Source organism: Porphyrobacter sp. AAP82 (assembly GCF_000331285.1).
Classification (GTDB): Bacteria; Pseudomonadota; Alphaproteobacteria; order Sphingomonadales; family Sphingomonadaceae; genus Erythrobacter.
Genome location: NZ_ANFX01000029.1, coordinates 79,916 through 99,558 on the forward strand (window position 1 = coordinate 79,916; position 19,643 = coordinate 99,558).

Below are 19,643 nucleotides of genomic sequence, written 5' to 3' on the forward strand. Positions count from 1 at the left end.
TCATGGATAAAGTCGGGCTTGCGAGCGACCTCGAGCGTGACAGCGCCGCACGTGCAGTTGAGCGTCATTCGAATTCATCCTTCCTGCGCGCAGGCTGGGCTGCCCGCATCACCCGCGCCCGCCCTCTCCAAAATTGCTCTCGTCCAGATCCAGCCCCGCGCGCCCATCGGCCGCCGTGTGGGCGGGGGCGTGGGGGAGTTCCAGGTCCTCGGGCTCGGGGGTCTCGAGCATCCCCTCCCACTTGGTGATGACCGCAGTCGCGACCGCGTTGCCGACCACGTTGGTGGCGGTGCGGCCCATGTCGAGGAACTGGTCGATGGCAAGGATGATCGCCACGCCCTCCACGGGAAGGCCGAACATGGCGAGCGTGCCGGTGATGACCACAAGGCTGGCGCGCGGCACCGCGGCGATGCCCTTGGAGGAAATCATCAGCGTCAGCAGGATCATGATCTGGGTGCCAACCGTCAGCTCGATGCCATAGGCCTGCGCGATGAAGATCGTCGCGAAGCTCATGTACATCATCGAGCCGTCGAGATTGAAGCTGTAGCCCAGCGGCAGCATGAAGCCCGAGATGCGGCGCGGGACGCCGAACCGGTCGAGCTGCTCGAACAGCTTGGGCAGCGCGGCTTCCGACGATGCGGTCGAGAAGGCAATCATCAGCGGCTGGCGGATATAGCGGATCAGCGTCCAGATGCGCTTGCCCAGGAACATCGCGCCCGCGCTCAGCAGGATCACCCACAGCAGCACCAGCGAGAAGTAGAACTCGGTCAGCAGGGTGAGATAGGTGCCGAGGATCGCAAGGCCGCTTGCCGCGACCACGTTGGCAAGCGCGCCGAACACCGCGACCGGCGCATAGCGCATCACGTAGCCGGTCACTTGCAGCATCATCTCCGCGAGCGCATCGGCGCCCTTGACCAGCGGCGCCCCGCGCTCGCCAATGGCCGACAGCGCGACGCCTGCAAAGATCGAGAAGACGAGGATTTGCAAGATGTTGTTGGTCGCCAGCGCGTCGATAGCGTTCTTGGGGAAGATCGAGAGAATGAACTCGGTCGCCTTCAGCTCCTTGACCTCGCCGACCGCGGCGGCGGCGGTGGCAGCCTCGGGGATCGGCGCGCCGATACCCGGCTGGAAGAAATTGACCAGCACGAGGCCGAGGCCGATCGAGACGAGGCTTGCGGTGATGAACCAGGTGAGCGCCCTCACCCCGATCCGGCCCAGCGCCGCGCTGTCGCCCATGTGGGCGATGCCGACGACGATGGTCGAGAGCACCAGCGGGGCGACCAGCATCTTGATGAGATTGAGGAAGATGTCGCTGAGCAGCTTGAACCACGGCGCGATCTGGGTCTTGATCACCTCGGCCGGCAGGCTCTGGTTGAGCACCTGGCCGACGATCACGCCGAGCACCATGCCGGCAAGGATGTAGAGGGTGAGCTTGCGGTCCATCGGCAGGGTCTATCCTTCGGGGCGTTCGAGCGCCAGTGCAGCCCGCGCAATGCGGGCATAGATGCGCGCCAGCACGGCCAGATCGGGAATGGCGACCGCCTCGTCACGCTTGTGCATGGTCGCGTTGCACAGGCCGAATTCGATCACTGGGCAAACGGAACGCAGGAAGCGCGCGTCGGAGGTGCCGCCGGTGGTGGAAAGCTCGGGCACGAGGCCGGTTTCGGCCTCCACCGCATCGCTCACAAGCCTGGAAAAGGCGCCGGGCTCGGTCAGGAAGGGCTCGCCCGAGATGACCGGGCGTGCGCTGCCGCCGTGCCTTTCGGCGATGGCGCAGACGCGTTCGGACAGACTGTGGCCAGTGTGGAGATCGTTGAAGCGGATCGAGATGCGCGCCTCGCCGCGCGCTGGGATGACGTTGTGCGCCTTGTTGGGGGCGGCGATCTCGGTGATCTCGAGATTCGAGGGCTGGAACCACTTCGTGCCGGTATCCAGCGTCAGCGCATCCAGCTCGGCAAGGATCGTGACCAGCCCCGGCAGCGGATTGTCGGCTAGGTGCGGATAGGCGACGTGGCCCTGGGTGCCCTCGACGGTGATGAAGATATTGACCGAGCCCCTGCGGCCGATCTTGACCATGTCGCCGAGGCGATGAACGCTGGTGGGCTCGCCGACCAGGCACAGATCGGGGCGGATGCCTTCTGCTTCCATGTAGTCGATCAAGGCGCGGGTGCCGTGGAGCGCGGGGCCTTCCTCGTCGCCGGTGATGATGAAGCTGATCGTCCCGGCCTCGGCAGGCACCTCGGCGGCGGCGGCGACCATCGCCGCGATCGCGCCCTTCATGTCGACCGCGCCGCGCCCGTGGAGCAGCTCACCGCGCACATCCGGCGCGAAGGGATCGGAAGCCCAGCCATCACCCGGCGGCACCACATCGAGGTGCCCGGCAAAGGCGAAATGCCGCGAACCTTCAGGGCCGGGCCGGCAAGCGAACAGGTTCTCGACCGGCGCTTCCTCGGTGCCTTCCGCCCCCTCGCCGCGCGTGAAGCGGTGGACGGCAAAGCCCAGCGGTTCGAGCATCGCGGCAAGTTCGGCGAACACCGCTCCGGTCGCGGGTGTCACCGAAGGGGCGGCGATCAGGCGCTTGGCAAGGTCGGCTGTGTCGAGCATCACGGCAGGCCTAGCAGGAGATGCCGTCGATGCCCAAGCTCGATCTTGCCGCGATTCCCCAGACCAATGCGACCGGCTACCCCGCACCCCATGACGCCGCAGTCGAGGGCCGTTGGTATCGCCGTCTCGCACCTGCCTGCGGCCGCACCCGCATCGGCGCGAGCCATTGCACCTTACTGCCGGGTGCCTTCTCATCGCACCGCCACTGGCACCGCGAGGAGGACGAGCTGGTGGTGATGCTGGAAGGCCAGGCGATCCTCATCGACGATACCGGCGAGACCCCGGTGGGCCCGGGCGATGTGCTCGCCTTCCCGGCGGGCGAGGCCAACGGCCACCACCTCCATAATCGCACGGACGACCCTTGCGTCTTCGTTGCCATCCGCGCGGGCGATGCCGCAGCCGATAGCGGGGTCTATCCCGACATCGACATGGTGTTCGACGCAGCCGGCTATGCCCGCAAGGACGGCACCCGCTACGACGCGCGCCGCACGCCGTGATCGACCCTGCGGTCAACTGGGGGGGCTTCGCGCTGGCCGTGCTGCTGGTCGAGCTGACGCCCGGTCCGAACATGGCGTGGCTTGTCACCCTGACCCTTTCCCAAGGGCGGCGCGCCGGGCTCGGGGCGATCGCCGGCGTCGCCGCAGGGCTCGCCGCCAATGCCGCGCTGAGCGTGCTTGCCGCCAGTCTCATCCTCTCGGCCGGAGCGGGGCTGACGCAGGGCGTCTCGCTGATGGCGGCGCCGATGATGGCGTGGCTGGCGTGGGAGGCGTGGCGGGATGCCGGCGAAAGCGCGACCGCCGCGCCCCCCGAGGCCGCCGCCGGGCGCCATGCCGCGGCAGGCTTCGTGATCAATCTCCTCAACCCCAAATCGGCGCTGTTCCTCATCACCGTGATGCCGCAATTCGTCAGCGGCGGGCGGCCGGGGCTGGCCGCGGGGCTGGCCCTCGGCGCGGTCAGCGTCGCGATTGCGAGCGGCGTTCACCTGTCGCTGGTGCTGCTTGCCGAACATGCCCGCGCCGCGCTGATGGCAGAGGACCGCGCGCGCGCCATCCGGCGCGGCTTGGCACTGGCGATGCTGGGGGTGGGGCTGTGGTTCCTCGCCAAGGCGCTCGCCTAAAGCGCCTTCCTGCCCGCCCTATCCCCTGCGCCGGCGCGGTTCATCGGGGACCAGCGGGCCGGGCTTGAACGCCTCGTCGAGCAGCCCCGCGATCCTGAGGCCCGCCTGCACCACCCGCCGGCGCGCCACCGGCACGCCGCGCACGATGTCCTCCTGGCTCAAGGCGGTCCGTTCGGGCAGAGGCTTGCTGCACAGATCATCGGTGTCGAAGGCGGTGGGGTAGACGAAGCTGCGCGCGATGTCCCAGCTCTCGCGCCCCCAGTCGTCGGGCGTTCCGCCGGCCAGCTCGGCGCGCTCGTCGGGCGAGTAGCGGCGCACCACCGGGTCGGCGGGATCGCTGATCGCGCGTTCGGCGAGCACCCCGTCCCAGATGCTGTGCAGGTTCAGCCCCGGCTTGATCCCGTAATCGGCCTTGCGCGCATTGCCGCCCTGATCCTCGTTGTCGCCCGAATGGAGCGGCATGTGCACATCGCCGGCAAAGTGGACCATGAAGGCGAGCGCCTCCAATCGCACGGGCGCGGGCAGGCGTTCATCGCCCAGCACCCGCTGCGCGCGCACGATCTGCGCCGTCACGCAACTGCCGCCCGGACAATTGCCCTTGGGGTCGAAAGCCTTGCACACCGGCGCGGTGCGATAGTGCCAGGCGGCGGTATAGCCCCAGCGCCAGCCCTCGGCACGCACGCAGTCCGCCCAGACCGACGCATCCTCGAGCGTCTTGAGGGGGCAATCGGGCGTGCCGAGGTCCTTCTCGCGCGCCAGCAGCGCGGTGACCTTGGCGCGCACTTGCGGCGAGACATTGGCAAGCGCGATGGTCGCGGTCTGGCGGTGGGCATATTCGCCCCATGCCAGCGCCGGCACCGGCGCGAGCGCCAGCAGCACCGCGAGCAAAGCCAGCAGCCGGCGCATCACCGCGCCACCTGCTCGAACTGTTCGATCACCCATTCCTCTTCCCCGGCTGCCTCGGTCCATTCGCGCATCCAGTCATGCCCGAGCAGCGCCTCCCTATAGGCCTGCGCAAAGCCGGGCACGCCGATGCCGTAGGTGACGAAACGCGTCACCACCGGTGCATAGAAGATGTCGGCCGCGCCGAAGGTTCCGAACAGATAGGGCCCCGCGCTGCCATGGCGCGCGCGGGCTTCGGCCCACAGGGTGAGGATGCGCACGATATCGTGGCGCGCCGCATCCGAGACCCCGGGCAGCTCCACCCGGCGGCGCACGTTCATCGGCATCTCGCGGCGCAGGGCGAGGTAGCCCGAATGCATCTCGGCCACCATCGCGCGGGCCATCGCGCGGGCGGCATCGTCGCGGGGCCAGAAGCGTTCGCGCCCGACCTTGTCGGCGCAATATTCCATGATCGCGAGGCTGTCCCACACCACCGCATCGCCATCCCACAGGATCGGCACCTTGCCGCTGGACGGCTGGACCTCGCCCATGTCCTGCTTCAGCCGGTCCCACTCCTCGCCCATGATCGGCACGGTCAGTTCCTCGAAATGCAGGCCCGACTGCTTCACCGCGAGCCAGCCGCGCAGGGACCAGCTCGAATAGTTCTTGTTGCCGATGATCAGTTTCACGTCGCCTGCTCCACCTTGCCGGGACCGATGTGCCGCTGCCGTAGATATTCAGGCTGGCACTGTCGAGGCTGAACAGGCTAACACTTGGCAACAAGGAGCCTGCCGATGACACTGCCCCCGTTCCACCTCGCCTTCCCGGTCGACGATCTGGCCGAGGCGCGCCGCTTCTACGGCACCGTGATGGGCTGCGCGCAGGGGCGGTCGAGCGAGGAGTGGGTCGATTTCGATTTCCACGGCCACCAGATCGTCGCCCACCTTGCGCCCGGGCAGGCGGGGGACCGCGCGAAGAACCATGTCGATGGCCACGGGGTGCCGGTGCCCCACTTCGGGCTGGTGCTCCCGATGGCCGATTGGGAGGCGCTGGCCGAGCGGCTGCGCGCGGGCGGCTGCGACTTCGTGATCGCGCCCACGATCCGCTTCAGGGGCCAGCCGGGCGAGCAGGCGACGATGTTCCTGCGCGATCCATCGGGCAATGCGCTGGAGTTCAAGGCCTTCGCCGATCCCGCCAGCCTGTTCGCCACCTGAGGCCCGGATGCGCGGCGAAGCGGCCTGTACCTAACAAAGGTTAGCTCACCCGCGCAGGCCCGTTGCGCGGCCCCGCAAGCGGCGGCGGCGCAAGTGACGGCGGCAGCGAAAGTTCCAGAAATGCAGAGCGTTAGCCAATCGCGCTAACGGTTTGGCTGCCGTCAAGGCGGATCGCCCCGCCTGCAAGGATGCGGGTTTCGATCCGGAATTGGCAATTTATGGCTAACGGAATGCTAACCATTAATCCGTAGTTCCCCTTGGCATGACCAAACATGCTCGCCTCTACGGCCCCCTCGCCTCGATCATCGCCACCGCCCTGCTGGCCGGCGCCGCCTCGCCTGCACTTGCCGGCGGCGTCACTGCGGGCACCCTGATCGAAAACACCGCCACCGCCAATTTCGACGAGGCCGGCACCTCGCGCAGCGTGGATTCGAACACGGTCACCGTGCGCGTGGACGAACTGCTCGATGTCACCGTGACCTCGCTCGACACCGGCCCGATCACCGCGCGCCGCGGCGATGCGGTGCTGACCTTCGAAGTCACCAACCCGGGCAACGGCCCCGAAGCCTTCCGCCTCACCGCCGAGGCCGCAGTGGCCGGCAATGATTTCGACGTGACTGTTCGCGGCGTTGCAATCGATAGCAACGGCAACGGCACCTATGACGATGGCGTCGACCAGATCCTCACCGGCCCGCTGACCACCCCGGTGCTGGCGCCCGATGCGCGCGTCACCGTGTTCGTGCTCGTCACCGTGCCCGATGCCGCCGCCGACGGCGATACCAGCAACGTCCAGCTCACCGCCGCCGCCGTCACCGGCAACGGCACGCCCGGCACCGCCTTCGCCGGCGAAGGCCAGGGCGGCGGGGATGCCGTGGTCGGCTCGACCGGCGCGCTCGCCAATGCGCGCGGGCAGATCAACAGCGCGGTCGCGAGCGTCCAGCTCGTCAAGTCCGTCACTCTGCGCGATCCTTTCGGCGGCACCAGCGCGGTGCCCGGCTCGGTCGCGACCTTCACCATCGAGGCGCGCGTCAGCGGCTCGGGCAATGTCGCCAACCTCGTCGTGACCGACGCCATTCCGGCTGGCACGACTTACGTTCCGGGCACGCTCGCGCTTGATGCGGGCGCGCTGACCGACGCGGCCGACGCCGACGCCGGGACCGCCTCCGGCAGCAGCGGGATCAGCGTGACGCTGGGCAGCGTGGCCGCCGACACCAACCGTTCGATCACCTTCAACGTCACCGTCGACCAGTAACCCCGCCGGTCCGGTCCTGACCAGCCCGGCCCGCCATTATCATCGTTATAACAACAACCTACGAGCCACCAGGGAAGCTACCATGAAGACCATCACCAAGCTGATGCTCGCCTGCGCCGCCGCGGCGAGCCTTGCCGTGCCGGCCCTGCCGCTCGCCGCGCAGGACACCGCGCCCGCGATCACCGTCAAGGGCGACGTCAAGTCCGAGAAAGCCGTGACCGGCGCCGATGGCAAGCCTGCGGTCGAACTGGTCGATCCGCAAAGCTTCCTGCCGGGCGACCGGCTGGTGTTCGGGCAGAACTATGCCAACACCAGCGCGGAGGTCGTGACCAACTTCTCGATCACCAATCCGCTGCCCGAAGCCGTGCGCCTCGCGCCCGACGCCGATCCGGCGCTCGAGGTGTCGGTCGACGGCGGCAAGACCTGGGGCAAGCTCGCCGCGCTCACGGTCACCGCTTCCGACGGGACCAGCCGTGCCGCCAACGGCACCACCAATCCCAAGATGATCCCGGGCGCGGTGGTCGAATATGCCATCACGGTAAGGAACGTGGGCGCGGGCACGGTCGATGCGAGTTCGATCGTGCTGCTCGACGTGATGCCCGCCGAAATGGCCTTCGCGGTCGGCACCCCGGTGACCTTCACCAACGGCACGCCGACGAGCGGGCTCAATGCCTTCAATGCGGGGACCATGGTGACCTATTCGCAAGGCCCCGGCGGCGCCGCGCCCTATAGCTACACGCCCACCGGCAGCTTCGACGCCAACGTGCGCGGCATCCGCATTGCGCCCACAGGCACGATGGCCGCCGCCACCAGCGCCACCGCCCAGCCGAGCTTCACCATCAGGTTCAGGGCGCAGGTGCGCTAGGGCGGGGCGGCCCGCGCCCAGCGCCTTAGTAGCCGGAGATGTAGCCGCGCAGCTGGTCCATCCGACGGCTGTTTTCGCGCGCCTGGCAGGTCGCCTCGGCGGTGCGCTGTTCGGTCGGCTCGGTCGAGTATTGCAGGCCCTCGACCTTACATCCGGCATCTTTCTGCTTGATCCACGCCTTCTGCTGCGCGAGCAGTTGCTGGCGCGTGTCAGGGTCGATCGAGTTCCAGACCACAGCGATCGCCTCGTTCGAGGCCTTGCGCTGCGCGGCCGCCGCTTCGTATTCGGCGGTCAGCATTGCCTTGACCGCCTCTTCCTCTTCCTTGCGGGCCTGTTCGGCTTCCTGCTTTTCGACCCGCACCTTGTTCTCGATCCGGTCGCGCAGCAGCGAGGCGGCGACGACCTCGCCGAAAATCTCGAGCTTGCCGTCCGCGCCCTCGAACTCGGCGAAGACCTTGCTGCCGTCGTCGGTCGGCTGCACGGCGTAATCGAGATCGCCTTGCAGGTAGTCTGCGCCCTTCTCGAGGCTTGCATCTTCGATTGCATTGCTGATCTTGGACAGGCCGAGCAGTTCGCGCGCGGCTTCGGCGGAGGCGAAGGTTTCGGGCGTGAAAACGATCTTGAGCGAGCCGGTGCAGAAGCGCTTGGTGCTGTCCGGGTCTTCCTTGGTGGTGCGGATGTCGGCGATGATGAGCTTGATCTTAGCGATGGAGGCGCGGATCGAGGAGGCCGGGATCAGGTAGTCGCCGTTGTCATCCTTGGCGCGGGCGATGGTGACCTTTTCCAGGCCGTCGCGGATCGCGTTTTCGAGCGCTCCCTTGGAAGCCTCGTCCGAGCAACCGGTCTCTGTGAGGTTCGAGCATGACGCCAGCGACATTGCTGCCAGCGCCGTGGCCAAGGCCAGTTTCACCCGTTTGCCGATCATCGCTCACGCCCCCGTGATGGATTCGCGCCGGGCCACCGGGCTCGCGCCTATCGGCTTGATAAAGCCCGCACACCGATGCTTGTCAATCGCTCCAAAGTGATGCGCGGGGGCGCGGCCGGAGCAGATTTATCCCATCCACCCCTCGCCCAGCGCATCGGCGACCACGGCGGCGCGCAGCCTCTCGATGCCCATGCCTTTCTCGGAACTGGTGAGGTGGATTTCGGGGTGGGCGGCGACGTGCTTTTTCGCTTCGGCGGTGGTCTTTTCGGCCACCATCGCCAGCTCGCTCGCCTTGATCTTGTCGGTCTTGGTAAGGACGATGCGGTAGGAGGCGGCCGCCTTGTCGAGCATCGTCATCATCTCGCGGTCGACCTCTTTCAGGCCATGGCGGCTGTCGACCAGCACCAGCGTGCGGGCCAGCACCTGCCGCCCGCGCAGGTAGCTGTTCACCAGCGCCTTCCACTTCTCGACCACCTTGACCGGCGCCTTGGCAAAGCCGTAGCCGGGCATATCGACCAGCCGGAACAGCGGCAGCGCGCCTTCCTCTTCCGGGCGGCCGACGTCAAAGAAGTTCAATTCCTGCGTGCGCCCCGGGGTCACCGAGGCGCGGGCGATCGCCTTCCTCCCCGTCAGCGCGTTAAGCAGCGAGGACTTGCCCACGTTGGAGCGCCCGCAGAAGGCGATCTCGGGCACCGCCGGATCGGGCAGGAATTGCAGCTGCGGGGCGGAGCGCAGAAAATCGACCGGCCCGGAAAAGAGCCGCGATGCCGCTTCCTCAAGGGCAGCCTGGCGTTCGGGATCGTCCACGCGCCCGCCCTAACCCTTCGCCGCTTTCGCCTTGTCCGCCGCCGCATTGGCCGCCTTCAATTGCGGGTGTTTCGAATAGAGATAGCTCTGCTGGGCGACGGTGAGGATGTTCGAGGTCACCCAGTAAAGCAGCAGCCCGGCCGCAAACGGTGCCATCACGAACATCATCATCCACGGCATGATCGCGAACATCTGCTGCTGCACCGGGTCCATCGCGGCTGGGTTGAGCTTGAAGGTCAGCCACATGGTGATGCCGAGCAGCACCGCGAGCGGTCCGATGGCAAGGAAGCTCCCCTCGGGGATCATGAAGGGCAGCATCCCGAACAGGTTGAGGATGTGTGCCGGATCGGGCGCGGACAAGTCCTTGATCCACAGGAAGAACGGTTCGTGCCGCATCTCGATCGCAATGACCAGCACCTTGTAGAGCGCGAAGAACACCGGGATCTGGATCAGCATCGGCAGACAGCCCGAGAGGGGGTTCACCTTCTCGTCCTTGTAGAGCTTCATGATCTCCTGCTGCTGGCGCTGCTTGTCGTCGGCGAAGCGCTCCTGGATCTCCTTCATCTTCGGCTGCACCGCCTTCATCGCCGCCATCGAGGCAAAGCCCTTCTGCGCGATCGGGAACATCAGCCCGCGGATGATGATGGTGAGGATGATGATCGCGATGCCGAAATTGCCGACCACGCCGTTCAAGGTGCGCAGCAGCCACAGGATCGGCTTTTCGACGATGCCGAACCAGCCCCAGCTGATCGCGAGGCCGAAATTGGTGATCCCGCCCTCTTCATAGCGGTCGAGAATCTGGCTGTCCTTGGCCCCGGCATAGAGCCGCGTGTCCTGCGTCAGGCCGGCGCCTGCGGGCACAGTGGTCGCCCCGTAGATGAGATCGGTGCGGAACAGGTTGCCGCCAAGGCTGCGGAAGCCCGCATCGTCGACCTTGACGTTGCCCTTCCCGTCGCCCGGCACCAGCGCGGAGAGCCAGTACTGGTCGGTAAAGCCCAGCCAGTCGGGCGCGCCTTCGGGCTTGTCGGAGGCGATCTCGCTGATCTGGCCGTCCGCAAACTGCTTGCGCAGGGGTGCGAAGATTTCCTCGAGCTCGGCATAGGAATGGGGATCGTAAAGCGTGTCATCGAACACGCCCACCGCGCCCGAGTGCGAGGCATACTGGTCGATCGTCGCGTTGGTGCTGGTGCGCTTGATCAGGGCGAAGGGCTGGATCACCGCCGGGACTGCCCCTCCATTGCTGACCGACTGGCTGGCGGTGATCATGTAATCGGCATCGACCGCGAAACGGATGCGGTAGGTCACCCCGTCCGCCTCGGTGCGGGTGAGGGTCACCGGCGTGGTCGGGGTCAGCCGGGTGCCGTCGGCCTGCCACAGCAGGTTCGGGGCCTGGCGATTGCCGTTCACGACAAAGCCGAACTGCGCGAAATATTGCGCGCCCGTGCCCTCGGGCGCGAAGAGGCGGACGGGGCCCGAATTCTTCTTCACCGTCTCGCGGTAATCCTTCAGCTCGATATCGTCGATCCGCGCGCCGACGAGGTTGATCGAGCCGGTCAGCCGGGGCGTGTCGATCACCACGCGGTTGCCGCCCGCCAGCGCGGTCTTGAGATCAACCTTGCGCGCGGCCGCCTCGGTGCCGAGCCCGCCCGTGCCCTTGCTCGCCGCATCCTTGGCGGCGGCGGTCGCCGCCCCGCCTGCCTTGGACGACGCGCTGGTCTGCGAAGACATCGCGGCTTCGGGATAGAAATACCTGAGGCCGATATCCCATCCCAGGATCAAGAGGCCCGAAAGCACCACGGCGAGCAGAAGATTGCGATTGTCCAAGTGTAAGCCCCGAAAATGCGACGGTGTGTGTATTATGGGGGGTAAGGCGGTCCCGTTTCCAGCCCCTCCCCGATTATGGCCCTCAGGGGACCGGATCGTGACCGTGCCCACCCCAGGGGTGGCAGCGCATTAGCCGCTTCGCCGCCATCCATCCACCCTTGAGTGCGCCGTATTTGCCCAGCGCCTCGATCGCATACTGGCTGCACGAGGGAGAGTAGCGGCAGGAGGGCGGCAGGAGGCGCGAGGGGCCGAGCTGCCAGCCGCGCGCGATGAGGATGAGAATGTGCTTCACTTGCGGCTCCCCTTTCGCGGACGCCGCCCGCCGGAGGGATCGCCGCGCCCCTCGCGCGCGCGATCCAGCGCTTGTGCGAGTTCGTCCGCCATCAGGTGAAAATCCCGCTCGACCCCGCCCGCGCGGCCGATCAGCACATGGTCGTGATCGGCAAGGCCTGCGGTGGGGAGCGCCGCGCGCAGCAACTCGCGGAACCGCCGCTTCATGCGGTTCCTCACCACGGCATTGCCGATCTTCTTGGTGACGGTGATCCCGAAGCGGATGCCCTCACCCCCGTTCGGGCGGGTCAGCAGCACGAACCCGGCGCGCGCATTGCGAGTGCCCGCGTTGGCGGCAAGAAAGTCGGCGCGCTTGGTCAGGACGGAGAGCACAGGGGTCATAATATGACAAACGGGCTCCCGAAGGGAGCCCGCAAGCGCGAACGCGCGCCGCGGCTTATGCCGCGAAAGCCAAGCGGGCCGGACGGCCCGCGCCCGGCGCCTGAGGGCGCCAGAAAATTACGCGCAGAGCTTCTTGCGGCCGCGGGCGCGGCGGGCGCGCAGGACCTTCTGGCCGCCCGGGGTGGCCTTGCGGGCGAAGAAGCCGTGACGACGGGCGCGCACGAGATTGCTGGGCTGGAAGGTACGCTTCATATCATCCTCGAAAATGCTGACCGGCATCCATGCCGGAGCCCGCCGTCAAGGCGCGCCGTAAACAGACGCGGGCCGTTATGGGAAAGCCGCGCCAGAGTCAAGCAGACCTGCGCCCGGGACGGCATAGGCCAGACGCGGCGCCGGCGCGGCCGGCGCGCGCCCGGCGAAATGCGGCGCCCGCAGCGCCGCGCCGAACATCGCCGCCGAACGGGCGAGCGCCAGGCGGACAGCGCTGCCCGCGTCCGTATCGATGCTGCGCGCTGCGGGCGCGATCCAGCGCGCCATCTGTGCGCCTTCCAGCCACAGTGCACCCGCATGGGGCACCGAATTGGTCATGGCGTAGAAATCGCGGGCCTGTCCGGGGGTCATGCCCATCTCGGTGTAATAATCGAGATAGAGGCGGTTTTCGGGCGCGTCATGGGCGAAGTCGGCAGGCTCGCGGCCGCGCTCGTCGCGCCACGAATGGACCGCGAAAAGCGCGCCCGGATCGATGCTGCGGCGGGTCCCGGCGAGGAACAGCTCGACCGCGCCCGATCGCGCCGAGCCGCCCGCCGGGACATGCGTGGCGAGCCCGGCGGCGCGGATCGCCCGGCCGAGGCGCAGGTTGGCGAGATCGTGGCTGGTCCCCGGGGCATCGACGAACTCGATCACCTCGAGCCCGGGGAAGCGGTCGAGCATCGCGGCAAAGGCCTGCGGCGATGCGGCATCGGTGGGCGCGACGAGCGCGGCGCGCCTGCCGTCGATCACGCGGAACGGGCCGAAGGCGGCGACCGCGGCGGCATCGGCGCGCTGCCGCTGCGTGCCCGCGATGAAGCGCACCGGCTGGGGCTCTTCGATGATGGTCTCGGTGACGCTGGTTGCCCCGCTGCGGGCGATCGTGGCGGTGGCGACCGCGGGGTCATGGATGGCCGCAGCGACACTCGCCGGGCTGTCCTCGACCCGCACCCACTCAGCCGTCACCGGGTCCCATTCCTCGACCCAGGCGATATGGCTGACCACGCGCGAGCCGGCCCCGACCTGCGATTGCGCCAGCGCGCCGCTGCCGGGCAGCAGCACCGCAAGGGCGGCAAGAAGGAGGGCAATAACGCGGCTCATGCTGCAAGTTTTTGCCGCCCGCGCCTTTGCGATTTCGCCAAGATTTATGCTTTAGAAAAGCCTTAGCATTCGCACCTAGACAGGGGTGTGCGGGGGCTTCTCCCTAACGCCTCGACAAGCCCGCCCGAACCCTGCACAATCAGCACCTTGGGGCGTAAGACGGGGGGGCGCCGATGGTCGCGCTGGTGAGGACGGTTGCCTATCTCGGGCTGGAGGCGCGCGAGGTGGAGGTGCAATGCCACATCGGCCCGGGCCTGCCGCGCTTCAACCTTGTCGGCCTGCCCGACAAGGCAGTGAGCGAGAGCCGCGAGCGGGTCTATGCCGCGCTTGCCGCGATCGGCCTCGCGCTTCCCCCTAAGCGGATCACCGTCAACCTCTCGCCCGCGGACCTGCCCAAGGACGGATCGCATTTCGACCTTCCCATCGCGCTCGCGCTGCTGGCGACGATGGGCGTGACCGATGCCGAGCAGCTCACCGACTGGATCGCGGTGGGCGAGCTGGCGCTGGATGGCCGCGTGGTCGCGAGCCCCGGCGTGCTGATCGCCGCGCTCCATGCGAGCAGCGTCGGCAGCGGATTGATCTGTCCCTTGGAACAAGGCCCCGAGGCGCGCTGGGCGAGCGGGGTGCCGGTGCTCGCCCCGCGCGATCTGACCAGCCTGCTGGGGCACTTGAAGGGCAGCCTCGTCCTGCCCGAGCCGCCGCGCGGCATGATCGAGGACGCGCAGGCGGGCAATGATCTCAAGCAGGTCAAGGGGCAGGAGACCGCCAAGCGCGCGCTGGAGATCGCCGCGGCAGGCGGGCACAACCTGATGATGGTCGGCCCGCCCGGATCGGGCAAGAGCCTGCTCGCCAGCTGCCTGCCCGGCATCCTCCCCCCGCTCTCGCCTGCCGAGGCGCTCGAGGTGTCGATGGTGCAATCGGTCGCCGGGATGCTCGAGGCAGGCAGGATCAGCCGCGCCCGGCCCTTCCGCGCCCCGCACCATTCGGCGAGCATGGCCGCGCTCACCGGCGGCGGCTTGAAGGTGCGCCCGGGCGAGGTGAGCCTGGCGCATCTGGGCGTGCTGTTCCTCGACAAACTGCCCGAATTCCAGCGCCCGGTGCTCGATTCGCTGCGCCAGCCGCTGGAGACCGGCCACGTCGATGTCGCCCGCGCCAATGCCCATGTCACCTTCCCCGCGCGCGTGCAGCTGGTCGCGGCGATGAACCCGTGCCGCTGCGGCTATGCGGGCGATCCGGCGCGGAACTGCAACAAGTATCCGCGCTGCATCGGCGACTACCAGACCCGCCTGTCCGGCCCGCTGCTCGACCGCTCGACCTCCACGTCCATGTCGGCGCGGTGAGCGCTTTGGACATGACCCTGCCCCCGCCCGCCGAGGGGAGCAAGGACGTCGCAAGGCGTGTCGCCGCCGCGCGCGGGCGGGCCACGGCGCGCGGGGTGAGGTCCAACGCCGAGCTCGAAGGCGAGCGGCTCGAAGCCCACGCCACCCCCGACGAGGCGGGGCGCAAGCTGCTCTTGCAGGCGGCCGAGAAGCTCCGGCTGTCGGCGCGCGGCTACACGCGGATGCTGCGCGTCGCGCGCACCATCGCCGATCTTGCAGGCACCGAAACGGTCGGCCGCGCCCACATCGCCGAAGCGCTATCCTACCGGCTGATGACGGGCTGAGAGCCTGTTCCGGTCAGGGGGAAACGTTGGCACGGAGCCGATTTTGGCCCAGCGCAAGAAGTGAGGAGGGAGCGATGCTCGTCCATCGTGACCGACGAACGACGAAGCGCTGGGTCAAAAGCGGCCCGCCCCTGCGGGGTCGCGTCAGCAGCCCCTCCGGTTTCGTCGCAACGCTTGCAGGGGCAACCAGCCCCTGCTTCGCGCTACTCCTGTCCGGAGGGGCTGCCGACGCGATGCGAACGCTTCCCCCTGACCGGAACAGGCTCTAAGGCGCGTCTCAGGGCCGCCCCCTCTCACCGGCCCCGACAAAGGCACAGCGGCGATTTTCGAGGATCCTTCAGGACTGGCACTGGAACAGCCGCAGGGCCTCGCTCGCTGGCTGGCGGGCTTGCGCGACATGTCGCGGCGGCGCAAGCTGGCGAGCCTTGCCATCGCGCTCGCGATCGAGGGGCTGCTGATCCTCCTGCTGCTGACGCTCGGTGCCAACCTGGTGGGCGAGAAGGACGCCAAGGAGGCGATCACCACCTTCAAGGCGCAGGAATTCGCCGCCCCGCCCGCACCAGAGGCCGAGGCCGAGCCCGAACAATCCGCCCCCGCCGACGCGCCCGAAACCCCGCAAGTGCCCCAGCCCGTGCCGATGTCGCCGATCAAGCCCTCGCCGCTGGTGCTGCGCTCCGAGCCCGCCCCGCCGCCGCCGCCGCCCGCGCCGCCCGCAGCGCAGCCCTCCCCTCAACCGAGCGCGCGCCCCTCGCCCAAGATCGGCGCGCGGATCCGGCCAAACGCGGGCTACGGCCCGGTCGACAGCGGCAATCCACGCACCGTGGGCGATTCAGAAAGGGTCGGCACCATGGCGAACGGCGAGCCGCTCTACGCCGCGCGCTGGTACCGCGAGCCGACCGACCAGGAGCTCGCCGGCTACCTCTCGACCGCCAATGCCCCGGGCTATGCGCTGATCGCCTGCCGCGTGGTGCAGGGCTATTATGTCGAGGACTGCCAGTTCCTCGCCGAAGGCCCGCAAGGCTCGATGATCGGCCGTGCGGTGATGGCGGCAGCGTGGCAGTTCCGCGTGCGGCCTGCGCGGATCGGGGGCGCGGAGCAGTTCGGCACCTGGGTGCGGATCCGCATTGACTACACGGTGCGGCGGGCCAAGCCCTAACCGCTCGGGTGTTCCCTGACGACCGCGAGGAAATCCGGCCCCCAGGTCTCAAGCTTCTTCGCGCCCACGCCGGGAATGGTGCCGAGTTCCGCCAAGGTCTCGGGGCATTGCAACGCCATGTCGCGCAGCACCGAATCATGGAAGATGACGTAAGCGGGCAGGCCATGCTCGGATGCGAGTGCCTTCCTCTTGGCGCGCAACGCTTCGAACAGCGGGTTGCCGACCGGGTTGGGTGCGCCCTCTGCGCCGCTGCGCGCGCGGCGGCGTTCGTCGCGACTGCGGCGCTGGCGCTTGGGGGGCGGCTCGGCGATGGTCACCCCGGCCTCGCCTTTCAAGACGGGCCGCGCCTCGGGGCCCAGCGCAAGGCCGCCGTGTTCGGTCGCGGTCAGCATCCCGCGGGCCACCAGCGCGCGGGCGAGCGGGCGGATCAGCGGGGCCTCCGACGCGCCGACGATCCCGAACACCGAAAGCCCGTCATGCCCGCGGCTGGCGATGCGCTCGTCGCTCTGCCCGGTCAGCACCTTTTCGATATGGCCGATCCCGAAGCTCTGGCCGGTGCGGTAGACCGCGGACAGGAGCTTGCGGGCAAGCTCGCTGGCGTCGATCACCTTGGGCGCTTCGAGACAATTGTCGCAATTGCCGCATTGCGGCGCCGGGTCTTCGCCGAAATGCCTGAGCAAGATCGCGCGGCGGCAGGAGGGCGCCTCGACCAGCGCGGCGAGCGCGTTGAGGCGCGCGTTTTCGGCAGGCAGGCGCTCGGGTTCGACCTCGCCCAGCCATTGCCGCGCGCGGGCGAAGTCAGAGACGCCCCAGAACAGATGCGCCTCCGAAGGGTCGCCGTCGCGGCCCGCGCGGCCCGTCTCCTGATAATAGGCCTCGATCGACTTGGGCAGCCCGGCATGGATCACGAAGCGCACATCGGGCTTGTCGATCCCCATCCCGAAGGCGATCGTGGCGACCATCACCATGCTTTCGGACGCGACGAATTCGGCCTGCACCCGGGCGCGGCGGTCGGGCTCGAGCCCCGCGTGATAGAACCCCGCCTCGCGTCCGGCGCGGGTGATCGCGGCGGCGAGGTCTTCGGCCTGCTTGCGGCTGGGGGCGTAGACGATCCCTGCCCCGTCGAGCCGCTGGAGCAATTCGGTGATCTGGCGCGGACCATTGTCGCGCGGGGTGATGGCGTAGCGGATGTTCGGGCGGTCGAACCCCGCGACGATCAGGCCCGCTTGCGGAATGCCGAGCTGCACCAGAATGTCGGCGCGCGTCGCCCGGTCGGCGGTGGCGGTGAGCGCCAAGCGCGGCACATCCGGGAAGCGGTCGAGCACCGGGCGCAGCATCCGGTAATCGGGGCGGAAATCATGCCCCCATTCGGAGACGCAATGCGCCTCGTCGATGGCGAACAGAGAAACGGGCGCGCGGTCGAGCAGGCTCTGGAACCCCGGCGTCGAGGCGCGTTCGGGAGCGACATAAAGAAGGTCGAGCGCGCCATTGCGGAAGGCCTCGGCGGTGGCGGCGTTGTCGCTATCGGCCGAGGTCATCGAAGCGGCGCGGATACCGGCGGCGCGCGCCGAGCGGATCTGGTCGTGCATCAGCGCGATCAGCGGCGAAATGACGATGGCGGTGCCGGGCCGCGCGAGCGCGGGAATCTGATAGCACAGGCTCTTGCCCGCTCCGGTGGGCATCAGCGCAAGGGTATGCGCGCCTGCCATCACGCGCCCGATCACCGCCTCCTGCTGCCCGCGGAAGGCGGGGTAGCCGAAGGTGCGGTGGAGGATTTCGTGACATTCGGGAGGAAGCGGGGCGGGGGGCACGGGCGCGCTCATGGCCGCGGCCCTAGCCGAAGGTTGGCGCCTTGGGCACCCGCAACGGGGCGCCTATCGACCGATTAGCGCAAGCTCGCCTTCTTCGCCGCGAGATCGACCACGTCGCCCTTGGCAAGGTCCGCAGCCCGCGTCGCGATGCTGCCGTCGGCGCGCTTGCCGAGGTCGGCGGGGCGCACCATCCACAGGTCCTGCGGGCCGAGAATGCGGCCGTCATGCGCGAGGATCGAGACCGGGCCGATCGCCAGCCGGTCACGCTCGTCGACCAGCACCGGGTCCTCGACGACCCGCTCGGACCCGTATTTCTGCCCCCACTGGCGCAGCGCGACCATCGCCGGGAGCAGGTCGAAGCCCTTTTCGGTGAGGCGATATTCGATCTTGCGGCGATCATCCGCGCACGGCTCGCGCTTCAGGATGCCGTGCTCGACCAGCTTGGCAAGGCGGTTCGAAAGGATGTTGCGGGCGATGCCGAGCTCGCTCAGGAACTCCTCGAAGTGCTTGAGACCATTGAAGCTTGCGCGCAGGATCATGAACGACCAGCGTTCGCCCATCACCTCCAGCGCCTGCGGCAATCCGCATTCGATCAGCTCGCGCAGCGGTTCTCTCACATCACCCATAGGTTGCCTGTTCCTTGCCCTTCCGGGGGCCCATGCCCTTTCGGAAGGTGTGTAACCGATTTTACGCGGCTCTCAAAAAAAATTCAGTTTTCAGTTGCAACTCACAACCTAGTCACATAGGTAGCGGATAGCAACTGGTTTCGAATCGAAATGTTGCGTTGCAAAATACGGTGACTGAGACCATGGGGCACGAGCCCCGAAAAACAAAAGGCAAAGGATACCCCGATGATCAAGACCCTCTCCCCCTCCGCCTCCGGCAAGCTCGCGATCCTGGCTTCGGCGCTGGTCTACACCGGTGCCAGCTTCGGCGTCGCCACCAGCAGCGCGCCGGTGAGCGCGGCCGGCACCGCCTATTACTCCGCCACCCTCGCCGCTCCGGCGTCCGAATCGCGCTTCGTTGCGGCCGGCGTTGCCTGGACCTGCGAAGGCACCACCTGCGTCGCGAACAAGGCGAGCGCGCGCCCCTTGCGCATCTGCCGCGGTCTGAGCCGCAAGTCGGGCGAGATCGCCAGCTTCAAGGTGCTCGGCCAGCCGCTCGAGGCCGAGGAACTGGCCAAGTGCAACGGCTGAGCCCCGCGCGCTGACGTAAGTCCCTCTCTGTCCGGACGTCCCCCTCTCTCCAGACCGGACGGAGCAAAAACCCCCGGCGCTCCCGGCGCCGGGGGTTTGTTTTTATGTGTTGCGAACCCGCCTGCGCGGGTTCGTCCTCGGTGAATTCGTGTTTTCCGCATGCCATCCGGCGCGCGAAATCCTCGCTCACGCGATCTGAAGATCGCATCGCTGCGGGCGCGCGTTCGCGCTCGCGGTCGCTGCGCGACCGTTTCTAGCGTTTCGCTCGCCCCCTCCGGGCGAGCGTCCTCGGTGCTGTTCCTCCGCTG

At 68.1% G+C, this 19,643-nt stretch carries 20 protein-coding genes and 1 pseudogene; 8 read left to right on the forward strand and 13 right to left on the reverse strand.

Annotation, left to right across the window (positions count from 1 at the left end; translation table 11 throughout):
- Positions 1–108: 108 nt before the first annotated feature.
- Both D620_RS0109100 and dapE read right to left on the reverse strand, forming a co-directional pair.
- On the reverse strand, positions 109–1,443 hold the full coding sequence (locus tag D620_RS0109100; protein ID WP_017665487.1) for a dicarboxylate/amino acid:cation symporter: 1,335 nt from the start codon (positions 1,441–1,443) through the stop codon (positions 109–111).
- Positions 1,444–1,452: 9 nt separating this feature from the next.
- The gene (gene dapE / locus D620_RS0109105; protein ID WP_017665488.1) at positions 1,453–2,604 is read right to left on the reverse strand and encodes a succinyl-diaminopimelate desuccinylase; all 1,152 of its coding nucleotides are present in this window, start codon (positions 2,602–2,604) and stop codon (positions 1,453–1,455) included.
- 29 nt (positions 2,605–2,633) lie between these two features.
- On the opposite strand from dapE, the gene D620_RS0109110 reads away from it, so the two are divergent.
- Together D620_RS0109110 and D620_RS0109115 are read left to right on the forward strand one after the other, a co-directional pair.
- Positions 2,634–3,101, forward strand: coding sequence for a cupin domain-containing protein (locus D620_RS0109110; protein WP_026092077.1), 468 nt, complete (start codon positions 2,634–2,636; stop codon positions 3,099–3,101).
- Positions 3,098–3,721, forward strand: a complete 624-nt coding sequence (locus D620_RS0109115) for a LysE family translocator (RefSeq protein ID WP_017665490.1) — start codon at positions 3,098–3,100, stop codon at positions 3,719–3,721. The genes D620_RS0109110 and D620_RS0109115 overlap by 4 nt, the downstream gene beginning before the upstream one ends.
- Positions 3,722–3,739: 18 nt before the next feature.
- On the opposite strand, the gene D620_RS0109120 is transcribed toward D620_RS0109115, so the two are convergent.
- The gene (locus D620_RS0109120) at positions 3,740–4,627 is read right to left on the reverse strand and encodes a S1/P1 nuclease (RefSeq protein WP_017665491.1); all 888 of its coding nucleotides are present in this window, start codon (positions 4,625–4,627) and stop codon (positions 3,740–3,742) included.
- The gene (locus D620_RS0109125) at positions 4,627–5,292 is read right to left on the reverse strand and encodes a glutathione S-transferase family protein (RefSeq protein WP_017665492.1); all 666 of its coding nucleotides are present in this window, start codon (positions 5,290–5,292) and stop codon (positions 4,627–4,629) included. Before D620_RS0109125 ends, D620_RS0109120 begins: the two co-directional genes overlap by 1 nt.
- A gap of 105 nt (positions 5,293–5,397) precedes the next feature.
- On the opposite strand from D620_RS0109125, the gene D620_RS0109130 reads away from it, so the two are divergent.
- The 3 genes from D620_RS0109130 (at position 5,398) to D620_RS15795 (ending at position 7,934) form a co-directional block, all read left to right on the forward strand.
- On the forward strand, positions 5,398–5,817 hold the full coding sequence (locus D620_RS0109130) for a VOC family protein (protein WP_017665493.1): 420 nt from the start codon (positions 5,398–5,400) through the stop codon (positions 5,815–5,817).
- A 262-nt stretch (positions 5,818–6,079) separates the two neighbouring features.
- Positions 6,080–7,069: a DUF11 domain-containing protein gene (locus D620_RS0109135; RefSeq protein ID WP_017665494.1), complete on the forward strand. Its 990-nt coding sequence runs from the start codon at positions 6,080–6,082 to the stop codon at positions 7,067–7,069.
- An 82-nt stretch (positions 7,070–7,151) separates the two neighbouring features.
- The gene (locus D620_RS15795; RefSeq protein ID WP_017665495.1) at positions 7,152–7,934 is read left to right on the forward strand and encodes a hypothetical protein; all 783 of its coding nucleotides are present in this window, start codon (positions 7,152–7,154) and stop codon (positions 7,932–7,934) included.
- A gap of 25 nt (positions 7,935–7,959) precedes the next feature.
- Here D620_RS15795 and D620_RS0109145 read toward each other — a convergent pair whose 3' ends face one another.
- From D620_RS0109145 to D620_RS16915, 7 genes are all read right to left on the reverse strand, one after another.
- Positions 7,960–8,859: a lysozyme inhibitor LprI family protein gene (locus D620_RS0109145; protein ID WP_017665496.1), complete on the reverse strand. Its 900-nt coding sequence runs from the start codon at positions 8,857–8,859 to the stop codon at positions 7,960–7,962.
- 126 nt (positions 8,860–8,985) lie between these two features.
- Entirely contained in the window at positions 8,986–9,666 is a 681-nt protein-coding gene (yihA, locus tag D620_RS0109150) for a ribosome biogenesis GTP-binding protein YihA/YsxC (RefSeq protein WP_017665497.1), read from the reverse strand.
- Between the two features lie 9 nt (positions 9,667–9,675).
- Positions 9,676–11,490, reverse strand: coding sequence for a membrane protein insertase YidC (gene yidC / locus D620_RS0109155; protein ID WP_017665498.1), 1,815 nt, complete (start codon positions 11,488–11,490; stop codon positions 9,676–9,678).
- A gap of 82 nt (positions 11,491–11,572) precedes the next feature.
- Entirely contained in the window at positions 11,573–11,782 is a 210-nt protein-coding gene (yidD, locus tag D620_RS15045) for a membrane protein insertion efficiency factor YidD (protein ID WP_033376532.1), read from the reverse strand.
- Positions 11,779–12,162 carry a ribonuclease P protein component gene (rnpA, locus tag D620_RS0109160; protein WP_017665499.1) on the reverse strand — a complete coding sequence of 128 codons (384 nt, stop codon included), beginning with the start codon at positions 12,160–12,162 and terminating at the stop codon, positions 11,779–11,781. The genes yidD and rnpA overlap by 4 nt, the downstream gene beginning before the upstream one ends.
- A 117-nt stretch (positions 12,163–12,279) precedes the next feature.
- Positions 12,280–12,414 (reverse strand): 50S ribosomal protein L34, encoded by a 135-nt coding sequence (gene rpmH, locus D620_RS0109165; protein WP_026092078.1) that lies wholly within the window; start codon positions 12,412–12,414, stop codon positions 12,280–12,282.
- 75 nt (positions 12,415–12,489) lie between these two features.
- Positions 12,490–13,509 carry a hypothetical protein gene (locus D620_RS16915; protein WP_017665501.1) on the reverse strand — a complete coding sequence of 340 codons (1,020 nt, stop codon included), beginning with the start codon at positions 13,507–13,509 and terminating at the stop codon, positions 12,490–12,492.
- Between the two features lie 173 nt (positions 13,510–13,682).
- On the opposite strand from D620_RS16915, the pseudogene D620_RS15540 reads away from it, so the two are divergent.
- Positions 13,683–15,172: pseudogene (locus D620_RS15540) on the forward strand (YifB family Mg chelatase-like AAA ATPase).
- A gap of 397 nt (positions 15,173–15,569) precedes the next feature.
- A complete protein-coding gene (locus tag D620_RS0109180) occupies positions 15,570–16,328 on the forward strand; it encodes a hypothetical protein (RefSeq protein ID WP_017665502.1) in 759 nt (252 codons plus the stop codon).
- Here the strand turns inward: D620_RS0109180 and recQ are convergent.
- Together recQ and D620_RS0109190 are read right to left on the reverse strand one after the other, a co-directional pair.
- A complete protein-coding gene (recQ, locus tag D620_RS0109185) occupies positions 16,325–18,151 on the reverse strand; it encodes a DNA helicase RecQ (RefSeq protein WP_017665503.1) in 1,827 nt (608 codons plus the stop codon). The two genes, D620_RS0109180 and recQ, sit on opposite strands and share 4 nt — an antisense overlap.
- 62 nt (positions 18,152–18,213) lie before the next feature.
- Entirely contained in the window at positions 18,214–18,765 is a 552-nt protein-coding gene (locus D620_RS0109190) for a winged helix-turn-helix transcriptional regulator (RefSeq protein WP_017665504.1), read from the reverse strand.
- 225 nt (positions 18,766–18,990) lie between these two features.
- On the opposite strand from D620_RS0109190, the gene D620_RS0109195 reads away from it, so the two are divergent.
- The gene (locus D620_RS0109195; protein ID WP_017665505.1) at positions 18,991–19,335 is read left to right on the forward strand and encodes a CC_3452 family protein; all 345 of its coding nucleotides are present in this window, start codon (positions 18,991–18,993) and stop codon (positions 19,333–19,335) included.
- Positions 19,336–19,643 lie beyond the last annotated feature (308 nt).